Source organism: Leptospira mtsangambouensis, assembly GCF_004770475.1.
Lineage (GTDB): Bacteria > Spirochaetota > Leptospiria > Leptospirales > Leptospiraceae > Leptospira_A > Leptospira_A mtsangambouensis.
In genome coordinates this window covers 524,257-542,049 of record NZ_RQHK01000017.1, presented here as the reverse complement: position 1 = coordinate 542,049, position 17,793 = coordinate 524,257, and the positions used below count along the sequence as shown (strand labels likewise).

Below are 17,793 nucleotides of genomic sequence, written 5' to 3'. Positions count from 1 at the left end.
CTGAGTCAAGAAACTAGGGCGACTTAAATCTGTTGAAAAATCTTTTGAATCCAAAATCCTAGCCATGGGAGAAAACAATGTCAGGACACTCGAAATGGGCGACGATTCGAAGAAAAAAAGGGGCCATTGATGCGAAAAGAGGGGCCATCTTTACAAGGATTGCCAAAGAAATTTCCGTAGCTGCCAAAGAAGGTGGTGGAGACCAAGAAGGAAATCCAAGACTTCGCCTAGCGGTTACAAAAGCAAAAGCTGCCAACATGCCAAAAGACAATATCGAACGGGCCATCAAAAAGGGAACAGGTGGTTTGGAAGGTATGGTCTATGAAGAGTGTCTGTACGAATGTTACGCACTGGGTGGAGTTGCCATCATGGTGGATGTCCTCACTGATAAAAAATCACGTACTACTCCCGAAATTAAAAGCATTCTAACCAAACTTGGTGGTTCCCTTGCCAATGCAGGTGCAGTTTCTCGCCTTTTTGAGCGCAAAGGGCAAATCACACTTAAGGCAGACCAAATTTCCGAAGAAGCTCTCTTTGATCTAGCACTGGGTGCCGGAGCCGAAGACATCCAAGTCAATGATGGGATGTATGTGGTTCTTACAGCTCCTGCTGAATATGAAGCGGTTCAATCGGCTCTTTCCACAAAAGGTCTGAACATGGAAGAATCGGAAATTAAATACATTCCCATGACCACTGTTGAAGTGAACGACAAAGAAACAGCTGAAAAGATCATGAAGTTAATTGATAACTTAGAAGCCAATGACGACGTCCAAGGTGTGAGCTCTAACTTTGAGTTAGGTGACGGAGTGGAACTCGATTAACCTACCAGCGATTCGAGTAAATTCTGACATGAAGTAGTGAAAACAAAATGATAGGACGATTTATGTCGCCCTGTCATTTTTGAACTTGGAAGAGATCCTTCCTAAAAGGGAATCTTTCCCATTGGTTTATCTTTTTTTGATCATCCCGGCAATGAAGATGAGTAGAATGGCTCCCACCACTGCCACGATTAGTTCCGCAATCAGGTTATTCGTAATAAAACCAAAAAACCGAAATACAATCCCGCCTAAAAAGGAACCTACAACTCCGATGACCAAATTGGCAATGAGTCCAAATCCTTTCCCGCGCAAAATACGACCAGCAAGCCAACCTGCTACAAGACCAATCAGTAAAAACCAAATAAAACTAAACATAAGTTACTATCCTTGTTGCCTTTTCTTTTGAATTCTCATAAATTTACAAGAAGTCGTTAGAGAATCAATTCATATACGAAGGCTACATTTGAAAAATCAACTTTTAACAGGTCCCTATTATTTTGGTATGAAGGACTTGGACGTGTTCAAAAAACATTTTATCCAAGAGAACCAAGGGAAACCTCTTTTCCTCATTCGTTTTGAAAACATAACCGGCATAGAACTCACCGATTTTTTAGATCTACTTCGAACCGATTTTTATTCCTGTTTGGATTTAGAAGATATTAGTTTTGGATTTCATTACATAGAAAAACAAAATATTTTAATTATGGGAATCTCTCCGCTTTTCGAATGGGACATTGAACGATTTCCAAATATAGAAAATTCAGTTGGTAAATTCCAACAACAATGTTTACAGAATAAAATTTTATCATTTCATTTTGGAGTTTCAAGAACCCAATCTAATTATATTTCCGATAGTGATGAAATTTATAAAGAACTCTATAAATCCTCTGAAAAAAACCTTAACGACAATTTAGTACGTTGGAGTTGGACATATTATAACAAAGCCAATACTTATATTTCTGGATCTGTCCATGAAGCAATGATCCAACCCACAGTTATTTTTAATCCAAAAGATAAAACTTATGCTGTGAAAGGAGGAGAAGTTTTCCTTGGTGGAGGTGCTTATATTGGTTACAAAGATTTGATCAATGACATTCCTTCCGACCAAGATTTAAATCGTATTGAACTTTTGATTTTAGAAAAGCTGATCATAGCTTGCGAAGGGGCACCGGGTTTATTAAAATTTAATATTTCACCACAATCTTTAATCGATACTTTTTCGAATATGGATCGAGTGAATCGACTCAAACGACTCATTCAAAATAAAGACCTACTTACTGAAAATATTCGATTTGAACTCGTAGAAAAACCATACGACGATTCCCACTTTCCACTAAAAGATGTATGCCATGCATTTTATTCCCACGGAATGAGTTTTGCTGCGGACGATTTTGGAGTCAAAAGCCAATCTCACCAAATAGTTTTGGATCTCGGAATTATGATCAAAGAATTCAAATTAGATCCCATCAGTTTTAAATTTAAAATGGAAGAAGACCAAATTAAGTTTTTAGACAACTTGGCATTTATCGATTATTGTAAACGCCTAGCTGATAACCGGGAGGCCGTGATTACTGCAGAAGCCGTGGAGGATTACGATACTTTGCGATTTCTTATGGAGCACCAGGTCTACCAGTTCCAAGCAAATATTTTATTTGGAAAAATGACTGTCTCAGATTATAAAAGAGATTTTGAACTTCTACACTCAATTCACGAGGATGTCGTGAAAGAAGTATTGACAGATAAAATTTTGTCAGAAAAACAAAAGAAAGTCGGAAATTTGTTTCGAGTTGCATCAGAAGAAGGTTTAATTTAAAATTCATTTATGCATTTTATCATGGCCATTGAAAACGATCCAAATTCAGCTCAAGATTTGGAAAATATCTTTCTTGGTTTACGCCAACGAGTTGTCATAACAAAATTTTCGCAAACAGTTCAGGAGTACGTAAAATCCTCCAACCCTGATATTATATTAATGGGTTTGTCTTTTAAGGACAAAAAAGAATTAGAATTTGTTTTAGAACTTCGTCGCGATGTAATCACACATAATATTCCTATTTTGGCAATGATTCCGAAAGAAGATACGAACTTTATTACGAATCACAAAGCTCTTGGATTTACTGATTATATGGTTAAACCATTAATCAAACAACCTCTCCTTGATAGAATTCATTCGCACGTTGAAGAATATAAATTCAGTGAATCTTCGAAAACAAGAGACAATATGTCTTTTGTAGTTGTGGATCGGGGACATGGAAGAGTTCTGTTTCAATGTCGTGCCAATCTCAAACGTTATGTATTTCCAGAATTCAAAAAGATATTTACACCAAATTTTTTGAAGTCCATTCATGCAGAACGAATTTGTTTTGACGTTCGAGTTGTTCCTGAACTTGGCAAAGAGGAAGTAGATGTATTCGAACGAGTAATGAAACTTTTTTCTAATCACGAAAAGATTGTGTTTATAGCAGGCCGTCATATGGGAGCCTTCATTGAACATGCGTCAGATGATGAAAAAATGTTAGTATTTATGGCTCCAAACGAATTCGATGAATACGTTAAAATGGAAGAACAGAAAAAAGAAGAACAACGTAAAAAAGAAAAAAAGGATAAATTTACAAAAGAAAGTGGCAAAGAAAACCCACCAGCACCTCCAACCTCTTTAGGTGATGTAAAAATAGAAATTCCAATTGGTGGTGCACCAATCCCAGTTGTATCAGAAGAACCAAGTAGTTCTGAACCACCAACCGAATCTTCACCTGATTCTGATTTATCTGAAAAACCTCCGCAACTATAGATTTTATAATAACAAAACAAAAGAAGTAACCAATGAATTACAAACGTGAAGTCATAGACATTCCCAACGGCAAAGGCGAAATCATTCGCTTTCAAATGAACGACCAAAATTCACTCACAGGTCAAAACATGAGAGATCTAGGTGAAATTTTAAATGAAATCAAAGCCGACAATTCCAAACGAGGTGTGATCTTAACCACAGACAACCCTAAGTTTTTTTGCAATGGCCTCGATGCAGAAAACCTACTTTCTACCAGTAGAGACAAACTCATCGATGAAGTCGGTGGCATTGTTATCTTATTCGGTGAGTTAGTTAAATTTGATAAACCGCTTATTACCGAAGTTACTGGTCATGCGATGGGTGGTGGTGCTGTCATTACTGTTGCTTCTGATTTTAAATATATGTTGGATGGAAAAGGAAGGATTGGCTTTACAGAGGTAAATGTTGGACTTCCACTTCCGGGAAGCTTTATTGATCGCATCAAAATGTGTGTGGATCCTAGGTATTGGGCAGAAGTATGTTTGGAAGGAACAACTTACAAAGGTGCAGAGGCAAAAAAAATTGGCCTCATCGATGAGATTGCACCGACTCCAGAAGAGATTCGTAAAATTGCTTTAAAGAAACTGGAAACACTTTCAAAAGTTCCGCAAGCCGCTTACAGAGCGACAAAGAATACTTTGAATGGAGCACTGATTGCACACCTAGAGCAATATAAAAAAGACACAACTAAATCCTTTGAACAACCTGGTGTCGTTGATAATTTACTCGAAGCAATGACAGCTCTGAAAGAAAAACGGAGACCCGTTTTTAAATAAAATTTCTGAGAACGAGGGGAAATTCTGGAAACACCCCTCGATTCTTATAAGTCTTTTCACCATAAGAGCCGAAAATTATAGTGAAATCTGATGTTGCGTTCTTTCGTATTAGTACTTATAGTTTGTTTTTTCCCTCTCTCTGCAATATCTATTTCTGATTTCCCACCAGGGTTTGTTTTAAAAAATCCTTATCTTTGGCCTGTCAAAGGATATGATTCCATTACAGGAACCTTTGGCGAATTTAGAACGGGCCATTTTCATATGGGACAAGACTTTTCCACAGGAGGAAAAATTGGAGTCCCAATCTTAGCCGTTGCAAAAGGCAAAGTCACTAGAGTCCAAAGACGGTGGACTAGCATTGGTTATGCGCTTTTTTTACAACATGACGATGGAATGACATCTCGTTACGGCCATTTACATAAATTTTCTCAGAAAATTATCAAACAAATTTTAAAATCTAAACAAGCAAAACGTTATAAAGACAGAACTGATTTTGACATCGCCCTTCCAGAGGCGGTGGATGTTGAAGCAGGGGAAACCATTGCATTTTCTGGTGATACTGGTGTTGGCCCACCGCACCTCCACTTTGAACTTTTTAAAGACAACGTTTATTATAATCCTGTGCACTACGGTTTGGGTTATAATGTTGCGGAACCCATCGTGTTCAATGCTCTACGGATTACACCACAAACTCCTAGAACTTTCATCAATGGCAGAAATGAAACTGTAGAAATTCCTTTTTATGAAGCCAGTGGCAACAGATTCGAATTATCCGAGTCACCTACACTTTTTATCCAAGGAAAAGTCGGGATTCAAATAGCAATCCATCAAAAATCAAATAGTAATCGTCTTGGGATTTTCACCTTAGATATGTTAATCGGTGAGAACGTTTTACAAGGATTTCAATTTTCAAAAATCTTAAAAGAACATACAAGAAAAAATGTTCTATTATATGATAGTTCCGTGAGTAAACCCAATGGAAATCCATTTTCCTATTATTTGCACACAAGAGATGGAAACGATCTTCTTGGAATGCGAAGTAATGGAAGAGAACAGGGCCTACTTGATAGCGAACAAATGAGAATGGGAGAACCAAAAGAAATCACAATCCGAGCCACTGGTATGGGCGGACAGATGTCTTTTGCGTCCTTTTATATTCTAAAAGACCAAGGTGATTATAGTCATATAGTCACTAAAGAATGGAAATACAATGTATACTACGATCGTTATACGACTTTCAAATCGAAAGATACAAAAGTAGAATTGTTTTTTCCTGTGAATGCTGTGTACTCAAAAGCATTTTTTGAAATTGAAGCCCAGGAACAAATTCAAATCAACACAAAAGGTCTCAATCAACTTTCGAGTGTATATAAAATTGGTCCTGATTTTAAGGATTTTAATTTAGGTTATGATCTTTATGTGAAAGTTCCTAAAACAAAAGACATCAACTCAGCAGACTTGTATGAAGTGTTGGCTGATGGGAATGTAAAAAAAATCAACGGATCGTCTTTTAGTTCTTGGGGCCAATTTTTTAAAGTTAGGCTACGTAAAACAGGGCTCTTTGTTGTTTTATCAGACCAAACTCCTCCTACAATCTACTTACACGAGTTAATGAATAAAACAGTCTATCCTAGAGAAGACTTTGCTTTGTATTTAAAAGCTGTGGATGTTGGTTCAGGAATTATGCCAGATGGATTTGATATCACAGTGGATGGAATTCCAGGCAAAGCCGAATTTTTTCCCAAAGATGGTCGTTTGGAAATCTTCGAACCTGAAATTTTATACGAACCAGGGAAACATACTGTGCTTGCAAGTGTCAGAGATTTTGCAGGAAACTGGAGTTCAACAGTTCGTTATGATTACGAAATCCAAACACCGCCAGTTCCAGAAGAAAAGAAAAAACCAACAACAGATCCACTTGTGGTTGAAACAACAAAAGAGAAAAAAGCAGTAAAAGAAACAAAAACGAAACAATCTTCACCTAAGGCGCAAAAGACGGTGAAACCGATTACAGTCGCACCCAAGGCAAAGGATAAAAAATCTACATCCCGATAGCCGCACCACCGTCTACACGGAGGTAAGTTCCAGTAATGTAAGATGCATCGTTACTTAAGAAAAATTTCACAGCAGATGCAATCTCTTCTTGTTTTCCCGGGCGTTTGAGTGGGATTACAGAAGGATCTGTCAACTTATCTTGTACTTCTTTCGAAAGTGTTCCAGTCATTTCTGTTTGTACATAACCTGGACAAACTGCATTCACTAGTACGTTTCTTCCTGAAAATTCTCGAGCAGAAACTTTTGTTAATGCAATCACTCCCGCTTTAGAAGTGGAGTAGTTTGCTTGGCCTGGTTGACCAGTGAGTCCAGAAACAGAAGAAATGTTTACGATCCTACCAGAGTCAGATTTTAGAATGAGTTTACTTGCGGATTTAGTCATAAGGAAAACTCCCTTACAGTTCACATCCATGACAAAGTCATATTCTTGTTCAGACATACGAATGAGAAGATTGTCTTTCAAAACACCTGCGTTGTTCACAAGAAAATCCAATTTACCAAAAGCCTCTTTTGTTTTGCTGATAGCAGCATCACAGTCTTCTGGTTTTGTAACGTTACAAGCAACTCCAATTGCTTTCACACCAAATTTAGCTTCTACTTCTCTTGCAGCTTCTTCAATTTTTTCCTGATTCAAATCAACAAGCACCAAACTTGCACCATGCGATGCGATTCGGTTTGCGATTGCTCTTCCCAAACCAATGGGAGAGGCAGCTCCCGTTACCAGTGCTACTTTTCCTTCGAATTCTTTGGACATATGCCCCCCTAGGATTTATTACTAGATTCTAAACTTGAATTTCGAACATCGTTCGGCAATCGTAAAATTCCCAGTTGAAAGAGAAGTTTCTAATGAAAGACTGCCCTTATGATCGATCGATACAGCCATCCAGAGATTTCTGCCATCTGGGAATTAGAGAACAAATTTAAGATTTGGACAGATATTGAAATTTATGCCTGCGAAGCCCGCGCCAACCGCGGAGAAGTTCCCAAAGAGGACCTAGAAACCATCAAACAAAAGGCAAAATTCAATGTAGATGAAATTCTAGAAATAGAATCGAAAGTACATCACGACGTAATCGCCTATTTGACAAACTTAAACTCTTATATAGGACCAGCAGGCCGACATGTTCACTTTGGCCTCACATCCAGCGACGTTGGTGACACTGCACTTTGCGTACAAATGGTCCAAGCAATGGACCTTCTCATCCAAAGAACAGAAACTCTTTTAGAAACCACAAAGCAAAAAGCAAAAGAGTACAAAGACCTTCCTTGTATCGGACGTTCTCATGGAATCCATGCGGAACCAATGACACTTGGTCTTAAGTTTGCTCTCTTCTATGCGGAGATGACTCGAAACTTAGAACGGATGAAAGATGCCCGCGCACAAGTGGCTGTAGGCAAACTATCTGGAGCTGTCGGAACTTATTCCAATATTGATTTAGAAATTGAAGAATATGTGTTAACCAAACTTGGATTAACCGTTGATCCTATTGCTACTCAAGTCATTTCTCGTGACCGCCATGCCTTCTATATGTCAGTACTCGGTGTGGTTGCTGCAAGTTTGGATCGAATGGCAACTGAGATTCGCCTCTTACAAAAAACAGAAGGGCGCGAAGTAGAAGAACCTTTTGCCAAAGGCCAAAAAGGATCTTCGGCTATGCCTCACAAACGAAATCCAGTTGTTTGCGAAAGAATTTCTGGAATCTCCAGAGTCATTCGATCCAACGTAAACGTTGGATTACAAAACGTAGGGCTTTGGCATGAACGAGATATTTCTCATTCTTCTGCCGAACGAATTGTCCTTCCAGATTCCACCATTGCACTCGATTACATTTTGGAAAAAATGAATTTTGTCCTAAAAGGACTTCATGTGTATCCTGATGCTACAGAACGTACATTAAATGTAACACGTGGACTAATCTTTTCACAAAAAGTATTGTTGTGGTTGATTGAAAAAGGTGGAATCACTCGTGAAGATGCCTACTTAATCGTTCAAGAAAATGCAATGGCAGTTTGGGCAGACCAATCCAAAAATCTTCGTGACCTTTTGAAACAAGATCCAAGATGTTCTGCCATCCTCAAAGAAAGTGACCTGGATGAAATTTTCCAAATCAAACCTTATTTGGAAAGAATTCCGCTCATCTTCAAACGATTGGGGATTATTGATTAATTTCCAAACAAATCAGAGAAGATGAAATTTCCATAGTAAGTGGAAACCTGATTCAAATTAGAAAAGGATATAATCTCATGGCCGGACAACAAAATGTTTTTAAAAGATTAGTCGGTAAGGGATTATATCCTTCGCAAATGGCTTGGATGTTACTCCTTCCATTTCGAAATCTTTACTTATCTCCAGCGAAACTGGCAAGTCGATTGGGTCTTAAAGATGATTCTATCGTTTTGGAATTAGGATGTGGTCCCGGTTATTTTAGTCCCTTCATTGCAAAAAAGATTCCAAAGGGAAAACTTTACCTTGCAGACATTCAGCCAGAAATGCTTCAAAAAGCACAAAAGCGAGTGAACCAAAAAGGAATCAAAAATGTTGAATTATTTTTGACTGAAAAGGAATCCCTTCCATTTCCAAATAACCATTTTGATGTAATTTATCTTGTAACAGTTCTTGGAGAAATTTCGGAACCTAACACGTATGCAAATGAAATGTTTAGAGTTTTAAAACCAAATGGAATTGTATCGATATCCGAACAGGCTGGTGATCCAGATTCCTTATCCCTTTCAAACGTTGAAAAAGTTTTATCACCAGCTGGATTTCGTTTAAAAGAAGTTTTCGGAAAAGCCAGGACATTCACCGCCAACTTTATCAAAATCTAAATCAGAGATTTTCTTCCAACCATTGGATCAAATCTTTTAACATCTCTCTGTTAATACTATGGCCTTCTTCATATTCCTGATAGTGAGGCTGAATGCCAATTGATTCCAAATATTGTTTTACGGAGCGCGCATATTCAACCGATAACACTCGATCCTTGGTTCCGTGAGAGATAAAAATCTTCTTTTTTAAAAGATCATCTGTGACCTTTATTATTTCCTTATTCTCTTCCAACAACCTTCCGCTTAAGGCAATGATCCCTTTGATTTTATCTGGATAAAGTAATCCAATGGAATAAGACATGATGGCTCCTTGACTAAAGCCACCAATCCAAACATTGGATTCATCATATTGATGATTTAATTTAAGATAATCCAAAAAATCTAATAAAAGCTTCCTACTTTCTTTTTCTTGCTCCAAATTGATCTTAGGTTGGCCTGTCGTGAATAATACTTCATACCAGCCAAAACTATTTGGACCCAAAGTCAAAGGGCCGCGGAGTGAGACCACCAACAAAGAATCAGGTAGATAATTTGATAAAGAAAATAAATCTTCTTCGTTACTACCGACACCGTGTAACAATAGAAGGAGAGGGGGATTCTCAGTTGTTATCTTTGGTTTTCGAACTAAAAACTCGAGTGGCTTTTCCATTTTATACCTTATCCTAGTTCAAATCTGGGTCGAGTCTTACTGAAGTCATAGTTAAAGCACCTGCTACCGGTTTATCATTAAAAAATGATATGGTATCAAAATCGAGTTTTGTTCCTAATGTGTATAACAATGGCAAATAATGTTCTGCTGTTGGGATCGCCCATTCAAATTCTTTTCCATGATTTCTAATTTGAATTAAGGAATCATTATCTCCCTGTAAAATCCAATTTTTAACCTTCTGATTGACTTCCATTGCCCAATCAAATCCATACACTTCGTTCAGTCTATCCCAAGCCACCATACGCAAGTTATGTACAATATTCCCACTGGTTAAAATGAGCACACCGTGGTCCCGTAGAGGAGCCAACTCTTTTGCCAATTGAAAGTGTTTTTCCGGTGAAGTTTTATAATCCATACTTAACTGTACGACAGGAACATCAGCATTGGGATAAATATGTTTGATGACACACCAAGCACCATGATCCAAACCCCATTCGTAATCTAATTTTACATTTTGAGATTTTACCAACGACTGAACCAGTTTTGCTAGTTCAGGGCTACCAGGAGCAGGATACTGCACATCAAATAATGCTTTTGGAAATCCACCAAAGTCATGTATGGTGGGAGGATTTTCCATGGCGGTGACAAACGTTCCGTCCGTCACCCAGTGTGCGGAAATACAAAGAATGGCTTTCGGCTTGGGAATTGTTTTACTCAGATTTCGTAATCCTTCTACAAATTCATTTTCCTCGATCGCATTCATTGGGCTCCCATGCCCCAGAAAAAGGGAAGGAAGTGTTTCTGAACTTTGAAAAATACCCCAATTTTCTTTGTTTTCTGCGTGATTCATGCTGGTTTCTGGAATGTTTAGATTCCATTTCCTCTATTTAGATAGTTTAATATTAAATCATTTATTGTCAACCTAGTTTTCATCCTAGGGAGTAAATTTCTTCTTTTCTTAGTTCAAAGGTCGTCGGTAAAATACCAAAAATATAACCAGGAGAAAATGGAAGTGTGAATACAAATATGCAAAATCATGAAAAAATTTCGTTCATATTGAACGAACTAATTACAAATTATAATACTTCATCAATCCAAGAAGTTTTTTCTAACGAATACATTGTTCATACCTCCAAAAAGGATTACCAAGGGCATAAGATCATCATCAAGTGGACCAAGGATTTACATAATTTTTTGGCTAATTTAAAAATAGTCAAAATTCAATTCTTAGTACAAACTGATGAATTCATCGTATGGAAAAGAACCTTACGGGGAAAAATAAAACCGTCAAAGAACAAAAACTTAAAACAAGGCAAATCAATTCAGTGGGATGAAATGATAGTCTCAAAATTTAAAAATGGTTTTATCATAGAAGAATGGAATAATTCAGAATTTCTCGGCGCACTTATTTCCTAACCAGCTTAAATCGTGCAGTAGTCCTATATAATGAAAGTTTAATTCAAAAAGTAATAGTGTTTGGTGGGATTGGAAAAGAAGGATTTGACGAAGCAAAAGTAATGAAAGAATATTTAATAGCAAACGGCTTAAATGCAAATCAAATCATAGAAGACAATCTAGGTTACACTACGGAAAAATCTGCAAATAATTTAAAGGAAATCTTGAAATCGCATGAATCGGAACCAATTCTTATCATTTCGCAGTATTATCATCTTCCTAGAGCAAGTTATCTAGTAAAAAGAGCAGGATTCCAAAATGTCAAAACTTCCTATGCTAGGTATTCTGAAATCCGAGATTTCTATTCTGTCTTCAGAGAAACCATTGCCCTACCTTACGTAATGATTCTGAATTTATAAATTTCACCGAAGAACTTTGTCATGAGAAAAATAATCGTACTCGAATTTCTTACCCTTGATGGTGTGATCCAAGCTGGCGGTGGGCCAACAGAAGATACCAGTGGTGACTTTGTTTATGGGGGATGGCAAGTTCCCTATTCAGATGATGTAATTAATAAGGTTATGGAAAGGCAAATGAACATGCCCTTTGATTTGTTGTTAGGCCGAAAAACCTTTTCTATTTGGGCACCATATTGGCCCGAACATAGTGAAATCTGGCCAAGTGTTATGTCTGTAACGAAGTATGTTGTTTCCAATACGATGAAATCTCATACATGGAATCCCTCCATCTTTTTAAATGGAAACGTAGTAGATAAAATCAAAACACTCAAACAGGGAGATGGCCCAAACTTACATGTTTATGGAAGTGCCAACCTTGTTCAAACTCTGATGCAACATGATCTGGTGGATGAGTTTTGGTTAAAAATCTATCCACTAACACTAGGTAGTGGCAAAAGGTTATTTGCCGAAGGAACCATCCCTGCCGCCTTTAAACTTATGGAGAGTCAAATTTCGCCAAGTGGAATTATTATCGCTAATTACAAACGAGCAGGCGCAGTTCAGACTGGAAGTTTTTAAATGATTACTACCTAAGTATTTATAGAAATGAATCTATTATGAATCAAGAAACAAGCATAAACTTAATCGATACACAACTGAAAGCATATAACAATAAAGATATTCATTTGTTCCTGCAATGTTGGGACAAAAATGCAAAAATATACCTACATCCGACTGCTTTAATTGCAGATGGACTTGACCAAATCAAGGAAAGACATATAATTCGTTTCCAAGAACCAGACCTTTTTGCGAGGTTGATTTCTAGACAAGTGTTTGGTGATAAAATTGTAGACCAAGAATTAGTTACTAGAAATTTTCCAGAAGGCAAAGCTGTGGTCGACGTATTAGCAATTTATGAAATAAAAAAGAAACTGATTGTTAATGCTTGGTTTTTAATTGGTGATCCGAAATTTTAGCGTAAAATTTTTAAATTCAAAATATAGGTGAATAAAAATGGTAAACCTGTTCAAAAAGAATATAGATTTTACAGGTAACTTCAAATCTTTAATTCCCTTTGTCTTTTTCATTCACTGTAACTATCTGTCAATGGGGCCAGATTTCATCAATGGATTGGAAGCAAACCAAAGAATTTCCAGCAAAGTATTTTCTAAATTGCACAGTTGTAGTTTGGTAAACTATTCATATAACGAAAGCGATATGAATCCTGATCCTCTCCGGAGAACTCTTTCTAAAGAAACAAACAACTCTCTTTTTTTTTTATACATTTAATTGCTCGCTTCGAAGTTTTAAATCACTATTCTCATTACAAAACTGAAGATATCGACAGATGTGCAAAAGATATTGAATTTTATCCATGTGACCAATTCACCACAAGGTGGTTAAATGATCCTAATTTTGGTATTTTCATTGCCAGTCTTGTATGTTATGATGTGAAGGCATACATTTCACCGATTAAAAATATAATTATACGTTTAGATGAATTAGAGGAAAAAAATTAAGAGAGGAATACCATGGCAGCACCAAAGAAGAAGAAAACCAGTGGAGCTAAAAAAAAATCTAATCCTAAAAAACTAGATTATCGAGCAAACCCAACGCATAGCATTACACCTTTTCTAATGTTTAATGCAAATATTGAAGAAGTGGCAAAGTTCTATGCATCGGTCTTTAAAAAGTCAAAAATCATAACTGCAAACCCAATGCAAGGGGAGTTCATTTTAAACGGCCAAAAGTTTACTGCTTATAATGGTGGACCTGAGTTCAAATTCACTTGGGGAGTGTCCTTTATGATCAGTGTAGAAACTCAAAAAGAAGTTGATTATTATTGGAATGCTCTTTTAGCGAATGGCGGAAAGGAAAGTATGTGCGGCTGGCTTCAAGACAAGTTCGGTATGTACTGGCAAGTGACCCCAAAAATTCTTTTAAAACTAATTTCGCATAAAGATCCAATCAAAGCAGAACGTGCCACGCAAGCCATGTTAAAAATGAAAAAAATAGACATAGCAATGTTGAAAGAAGCGGTAAAGTAAATAAAATTTGTTTCTACTTTCTCATCGAAAAATATCAGATAAAGATTTAGAATCTGCTTCCATCATTTGGGATTTTTTAACTCAAAAAGATGACCTTAATAAAGCAGATTTAATTTTTGTCTTATGTAGCCATGACATAAGAATTGCTAAGTACGCTTGCGACCTCTACAAAAAAGGTTATGCCAACTATATTCTATTTTCGGGAGGACTCAATTTTTTTACTAAAAATGTATTCTCTGATTCAGAAGCTGATTCTTTTGCTCAGATTGCAAAGAATGAAGATATTCCTTTAAAAGATATCATCATTGAAAATGAATCTACCAACACAGGTGAAAATATTCATTTTACAAAATCTTTGATAAAGAAAATAAATATTACAGTAAACTCGGTAATAGCCATTCAAAAACCTTCTATGACCTTAAGAGTTAAGTTGGCTTTGAACAAACAGTGGCCAGAAAATAGGTTCATCATCTCTGCACCAGAATACTCTTTATTAGATGCACCTCATCGATATATGAATCTTTATATGATTATAAACGAAATCGTAGGTGATTTACAAAGAATCATTTTGTATCCCAAATTAGGTTTTCAGTCTGAAATTTTTATTCCTGAGTCAGTTGAATATGCCTTCAATTATCTCATTTCTCGTGAATATAACTTACATTTAATTCGCTGACTAAAAATTTATCTTTGGAGAAGTATAACAAAATGAACAAATTACAAATTTATTTTTTCCTTATTATTCTTTTAAACCTTTTTTTGCCATTTAAAAATGATGCGATTAATCTAAACAAAAATACAATCAAACTTGACTGCCAAAAAAAAACTTTTAGGTGTATTTGAATATACTTATCCAATTCCAGGAAAGTTCAATGTTACAGATGTAAAAATCATATATACGAAAAACAAAATTTATACTTTTAGAGAGTATCCAAAATTTTATTTCGCAGAATGTATCGAATGGATGGACTTGTGTACTTACAAAACATACAAATGTGAGCTTCATGATCCAATTCTTGATGAAAAAACAGAAGATACTTCCATCTCGGTAGAACATTTTACTCAAATTGTTGGTAATAAATTCTATTTCAAAAGATTTAAAAACCAAAAACTAACTAATGAAGGTTATATTAAAAAAACTTCAAATGATATACCGACTGAATTCAATAACAATTGAATTTTCAATAAACATATCTCCCTAAAATAAACGGAACTATCTCGAACTCAAACTAAACTGACGTTAATTGTTTATCTGAAACTAAATTATATTTCAGTTTGATTTTTTCTATTTTTTCTTCCATAGATTTCCACAATGATTCTTTTTCTGGATGGAAGGTACAAAGCACACCTTGTCGCACCAAATCAATAATTTCATCGATAGAAAAATCTAAGAAACGATAGAGTTTAAAAAATTCATAAGTAAGATTAACATTAAAGATATCAGGATCATCTGTATTGATACACAACATCAAACCTTGGTCATAATAATATCGAACTGGATGGTTTTGTTCTTTACGAACATATTTTCCAGTAAAAACGTTTGAAGTCACACAAATCTCAATTGGAATTCTATTTTCCTTCATGTAACGAACAAGTTCAGGATCTTGGATGGCAGAAGTCCCATGACCAATTCTTTCCGCCTTACATAGATTTACGGCATCCCAAATTGCCCAAGGACCATCATCTTCTCCGGAGTGGGCCACACATCGTAATCCAGATTCGCGTGCTACTTTGAATACTTCAGAATAATCCTTAGCTGGACCCATAAGTTCAGCTCCACCAAGTCCAATTCCAATGACTTCTTTATGTTTTAATCCCAAAACACGTTTCAGATTGTTCATTGCATTCTCTGGACCAAAGGAACGAGAAACATCAACTAACAAGCGAATGGTGATTCCATCTTTGACTTCAATTTGACGAATACGATTTACCATCACTTCAACCATCTCATCAAAATCTAATCCATTTTGAATGAACTTAGAAGGAGCAAAAAACGCCTCACAATACACAATATTATTGGAACGTAGGTAATCAGCTAAACTATCGATAAAATACCCAAGGTCTGAAGCCTCTTTTACTGAACCTTGCACAAAGAAAAACACCTGTATAAAACCATTCAAATCTTTGAAGTTGTATTTATCTTCAAATTCTTGATCTGTAACTTCAACGCCGTTCTTTTTATATAGGAACTTTAAAGTTTCTTTATTTACACAAGCTTCCAGATGTAGATGTACTTCTGTTTTTGGAATTTCTCGAATGAAGTTGATGACATCTTGTTCATTCGGATGGGCAACAGATAAATCCCCAGCAAGTAAAGACTTTCGCTCTTTTAAAATGGATGATTCATCAGCGGGTTCCAATCCTTCTTTGGAAAGTAACCAAAGTGGTGGATGTAAAATCGGGAGTTCCATCAAGGAAACTCGTTCGTTTAACAAAGTATTAATTTGTTTATCGAATGTAAGCTGGATGGTAGGCGAGTACGGTCTGTCAGCTGGCAGACGACTCTTCAAACGATTGAGTTCTGCAATGTCACGGTCAATGACGGCAATACGATTTAAAATCTCAGAAAAAGGAACTTCCATGTTCCAGGAAAGAATGCGAAGTTTCCTAGGTGTCTACAAGTAGATTTTTAGAGCTTGGGTGAAAATCCCTATTTAGCTTTCAAAAATCCCGTCGATAGGAAGTTTGGGGGCGGAAAAGACTGGAAATTTTTTCCGAATTATGTCGTATAAATGAATATGCTCACATCTCGCAAAACCTTCCTACCGTTTGCTCTGCCTTCGATTTCCGAAGATGCGATTGAAGAAGTCGCCCAAGTGCTTAGATCGGGCTGGGTCACTTCAGGTCCCAAAGTCAAACAATTCGAGATGGAGTTTGGCGACTTTGTTGGTAGCAAAGAAACCATCGCTGTCAACTCAGCCACTGCTGGCTTACATTTAGCCTTAGAAGCCATCGGCATGACTTCAGAAGACGCTGCCATCACTAGTTCCATCACCTTCACAGCTACAGCCGAGGTCATTTGTTATTTCGGAGCAGAACCCATCCTAACCGACGTTGATCCCATTCACAATCTCATGACTCCAAACAGTTTACGAGAAACCATTGAATCCAAATGCAAATGGAACGGAAAAGAACTCAAAAGCAAAAAAACAGGAAAACGTATCAAGGCAATTATGCCGGTTCACTTAGCAGGATATACTTGTGATATGGAAGGCCTCATTTCTATCGCAAAAGAATACAATTTATACGTAATTGAAGATGCTGCCCATGCCTTCCCAGCAGTTCACAAAGATAAGATGATTGGAACTTGGGGAGATTTTACTGTTTTTAGTTTTTATGCCACCAAAGGAATCACAACTGGAGAAGGGGGGATGGTCACTACTTCTCATAAGGAAGCCGCAGAACGAATCCGAAAGATGCGACTACATGGAATTAACCGTGATGCGTTTAACAGACCAGGTTGGTATTATGAAGTGGTGGATGCTGGTTATAAATATAATATGACCGATATCGCTGCAGCTCTCGGAGTCGTACAACTAAAGGAATCACATGGATTTTGGGAACGTAGAACAGAAATTGCAAAACATTATAATGAAGAATTTAGTTTATTAAAAGGAATCAAACTTCCTAAAGAAGATTCAAATGGAATTCATAGTTGGCATCTCTACCGCATTGAAGTAGATCCAAAAATTGCAAAAGTAGGGCGGGATACATTAGTAGAAGAGTTAAAAGAAAGAAATATTGGGACAAGCCTTCACTTCATTCCCATCTTCGAACATCCTTATTATAAAAAAACTTTCCAATACAATCGTAAAGAATATCCAAATGCTTGTCAGATGTATGATAAATCGGTTTCACTACCGCTATTTGCCGGAATGACAAAGTCCGATGAAAAAGATGTGATTGATGCAGTAAAAGATATTTTAGGATAACTAAAG

20 protein-coding genes are annotated in these 17,793 nt (G+C 36.7%); 15 read left to right on the top strand and 5 right to left on the bottom strand.

From position 1 onward, the window contains the following. The first annotated feature begins 77 nt into the window (after positions 1-77). Positions 78-821, top strand: coding sequence for a YebC/PmpR family DNA-binding transcriptional regulator (locus EHR01_RS15015; protein ID WP_135695827.1), 744 nt, complete (start codon positions 78-80; stop codon positions 819-821). Positions 822-947: 126 nt separating this feature from the next. On the opposite strand, the gene EHR01_RS15010 is transcribed toward EHR01_RS15015, so the two are convergent. Further along, positions 948-1,193 (bottom strand): GlsB/YeaQ/YmgE family stress response membrane protein, encoded by a 246-nt coding sequence (locus EHR01_RS15010; RefSeq protein ID WP_135695825.1) that lies wholly within the window; start codon positions 1,191-1,193, stop codon positions 948-950. An 88-nt stretch (positions 1,194-1,281) separates the two neighbouring features. Here EHR01_RS15010 and EHR01_RS15005 point away from each other — a divergent pair, with 88 nt between their 5' ends. The 4 genes from EHR01_RS15005 (at position 1,282) to EHR01_RS14990 (ending at position 6,479) form a co-directional block, all read left to right on the top strand. Beyond that, on the top strand, positions 1,282-2,631 hold the full coding sequence (locus EHR01_RS15005) for an EAL domain-containing protein (protein ID WP_135695823.1): 1,350 nt from the start codon (positions 1,282-1,284) through the stop codon (positions 2,629-2,631). A 9-nt stretch (positions 2,632-2,640) separates the two neighbouring features. Further along, positions 2,641-3,609, top strand: coding sequence for a response regulator (locus EHR01_RS15000; RefSeq protein WP_244310138.1), 969 nt, complete (start codon positions 2,641-2,643; stop codon positions 3,607-3,609). A 32-nt stretch (positions 3,610-3,641) separates the two neighbouring features. After that, positions 3,642-4,424, top strand: coding sequence for an enoyl-CoA hydratase/isomerase family protein (locus tag EHR01_RS14995; RefSeq protein WP_135695821.1), 783 nt, complete (start codon positions 3,642-3,644; stop codon positions 4,422-4,424). 90 nt (positions 4,425-4,514) lie between these two features. Then, positions 4,515-6,479, top strand: a complete 1,965-nt coding sequence (locus tag EHR01_RS14990) for a M23 family metallopeptidase (protein ID WP_135695819.1) — start codon at positions 4,515-4,517, stop codon at positions 6,477-6,479. Here the strand turns inward: EHR01_RS14990 and EHR01_RS14985 are convergent. Next, positions 6,466-7,233, bottom strand: coding sequence for a glucose 1-dehydrogenase (locus tag EHR01_RS14985; protein ID WP_002972927.1), 768 nt, complete (start codon positions 7,231-7,233; stop codon positions 6,466-6,468). The genes EHR01_RS14990 and EHR01_RS14985 overlap by 14 nt on opposite strands. 108 nt (positions 7,234-7,341) lie before the next feature. Here EHR01_RS14985 and purB point away from each other — a divergent pair, with 108 nt between their 5' ends. Next, positions 7,342-8,646, top strand: coding sequence for an adenylosuccinate lyase (gene purB, locus EHR01_RS14980; protein ID WP_135695817.1), 1,305 nt, complete (start codon positions 7,342-7,344; stop codon positions 8,644-8,646). A 77-nt stretch (positions 8,647-8,723) separates the two neighbouring features. After that, positions 8,724-9,305, top strand: coding sequence for a class I SAM-dependent methyltransferase (locus EHR01_RS14975; protein ID WP_135695816.1), 582 nt, complete (start codon positions 8,724-8,726; stop codon positions 9,303-9,305). A 1-nt stretch (position 9,306) separates the two neighbouring features. Here the strand turns inward: EHR01_RS14975 and EHR01_RS14970 are convergent, their stop codons facing one another. Both EHR01_RS14970 and ygiD read right to left on the bottom strand, forming a co-directional pair. Next, entirely contained in the window at positions 9,307-9,954 is a 648-nt protein-coding gene (locus tag EHR01_RS14970) for an alpha/beta hydrolase (RefSeq protein WP_135695814.1), read from the bottom strand. 13 nt (positions 9,955-9,967) lie between these two features. Beyond that, positions 9,968-10,804 (bottom strand): 4,5-DOPA-extradiol-dioxygenase, encoded by an 837-nt coding sequence (ygiD, locus tag EHR01_RS14965; RefSeq protein WP_135695812.1) that lies wholly within the window; start codon positions 10,802-10,804, stop codon positions 9,968-9,970. A 176-nt stretch (positions 10,805-10,980) separates the two neighbouring features. On the opposite strand from ygiD, the gene EHR01_RS14960 reads away from it, so the two are divergent. The 7 genes from EHR01_RS14960 (at position 10,981) to EHR01_RS14930 (ending at position 15,032) form a co-directional block, all read left to right on the top strand. Next, complete coding sequence (locus EHR01_RS14960; protein WP_167482963.1) at positions 10,981-11,370, top strand: ester cyclase; 390 nt, start codon at positions 10,981-10,983, stop codon at positions 11,368-11,370. Then, positions 11,346-11,768, top strand: coding sequence for a YdcF family protein (locus tag EHR01_RS14955; RefSeq protein WP_135695809.1), 423 nt, complete (start codon positions 11,346-11,348; stop codon positions 11,766-11,768). The genes EHR01_RS14960 and EHR01_RS14955 overlap by 25 nt, the downstream gene beginning before the upstream one ends. A 21-nt stretch (positions 11,769-11,789) precedes the next feature. Next, positions 11,790-12,386, top strand: coding sequence for a dihydrofolate reductase family protein (locus EHR01_RS14950; RefSeq protein WP_135695807.1), 597 nt, complete (start codon positions 11,790-11,792; stop codon positions 12,384-12,386). A gap of 38 nt (positions 12,387-12,424) precedes the next feature. Further along, complete coding sequence (locus tag EHR01_RS14945; protein WP_135695805.1) at positions 12,425-12,784, top strand: nuclear transport factor 2 family protein; 360 nt, start codon at positions 12,425-12,427, stop codon at positions 12,782-12,784. Between the two features lie 555 nt (positions 12,785-13,339). Next, positions 13,340-13,855, top strand: a complete 516-nt coding sequence (locus EHR01_RS14940) for a VOC family protein (RefSeq protein WP_135695803.1) — start codon at positions 13,340-13,342, stop codon at positions 13,853-13,855. Positions 13,856-13,862: 7 nt separating this feature from the next. Then, positions 13,863-14,531: a YdcF family protein gene (locus EHR01_RS14935; protein WP_135695801.1), complete on the top strand. Its 669-nt coding sequence runs from the start codon at positions 13,863-13,865 to the stop codon at positions 14,529-14,531. Between the two features lie 132 nt (positions 14,532-14,663). Next, the gene (locus tag EHR01_RS14930; protein ID WP_135695799.1) at positions 14,664-15,032 is read left to right on the top strand and encodes a hypothetical protein; all 369 of its coding nucleotides are present in this window, start codon (positions 14,664-14,666) and stop codon (positions 15,030-15,032) included. A gap of 52 nt (positions 15,033-15,084) precedes the next feature. Here EHR01_RS14930 and add read toward each other — a convergent pair whose 3' ends face one another. Beyond that, on the bottom strand, positions 15,085-16,437 hold the full coding sequence (add, locus tag EHR01_RS14925) for an adenosine deaminase (RefSeq protein ID WP_135695797.1): 1,353 nt from the start codon (positions 16,435-16,437) through the stop codon (positions 15,085-15,087). A 156-nt stretch (positions 16,438-16,593) separates the two neighbouring features. On the opposite strand from add, the gene EHR01_RS14920 reads away from it, so the two are divergent. Next, on the top strand, positions 16,594-17,787 hold the full coding sequence (locus EHR01_RS14920; RefSeq protein ID WP_135697380.1) for a DegT/DnrJ/EryC1/StrS family aminotransferase: 1,194 nt from the start codon (positions 16,594-16,596) through the stop codon (positions 17,785-17,787). Positions 17,788-17,793: the final 6 nt, after the last annotated feature.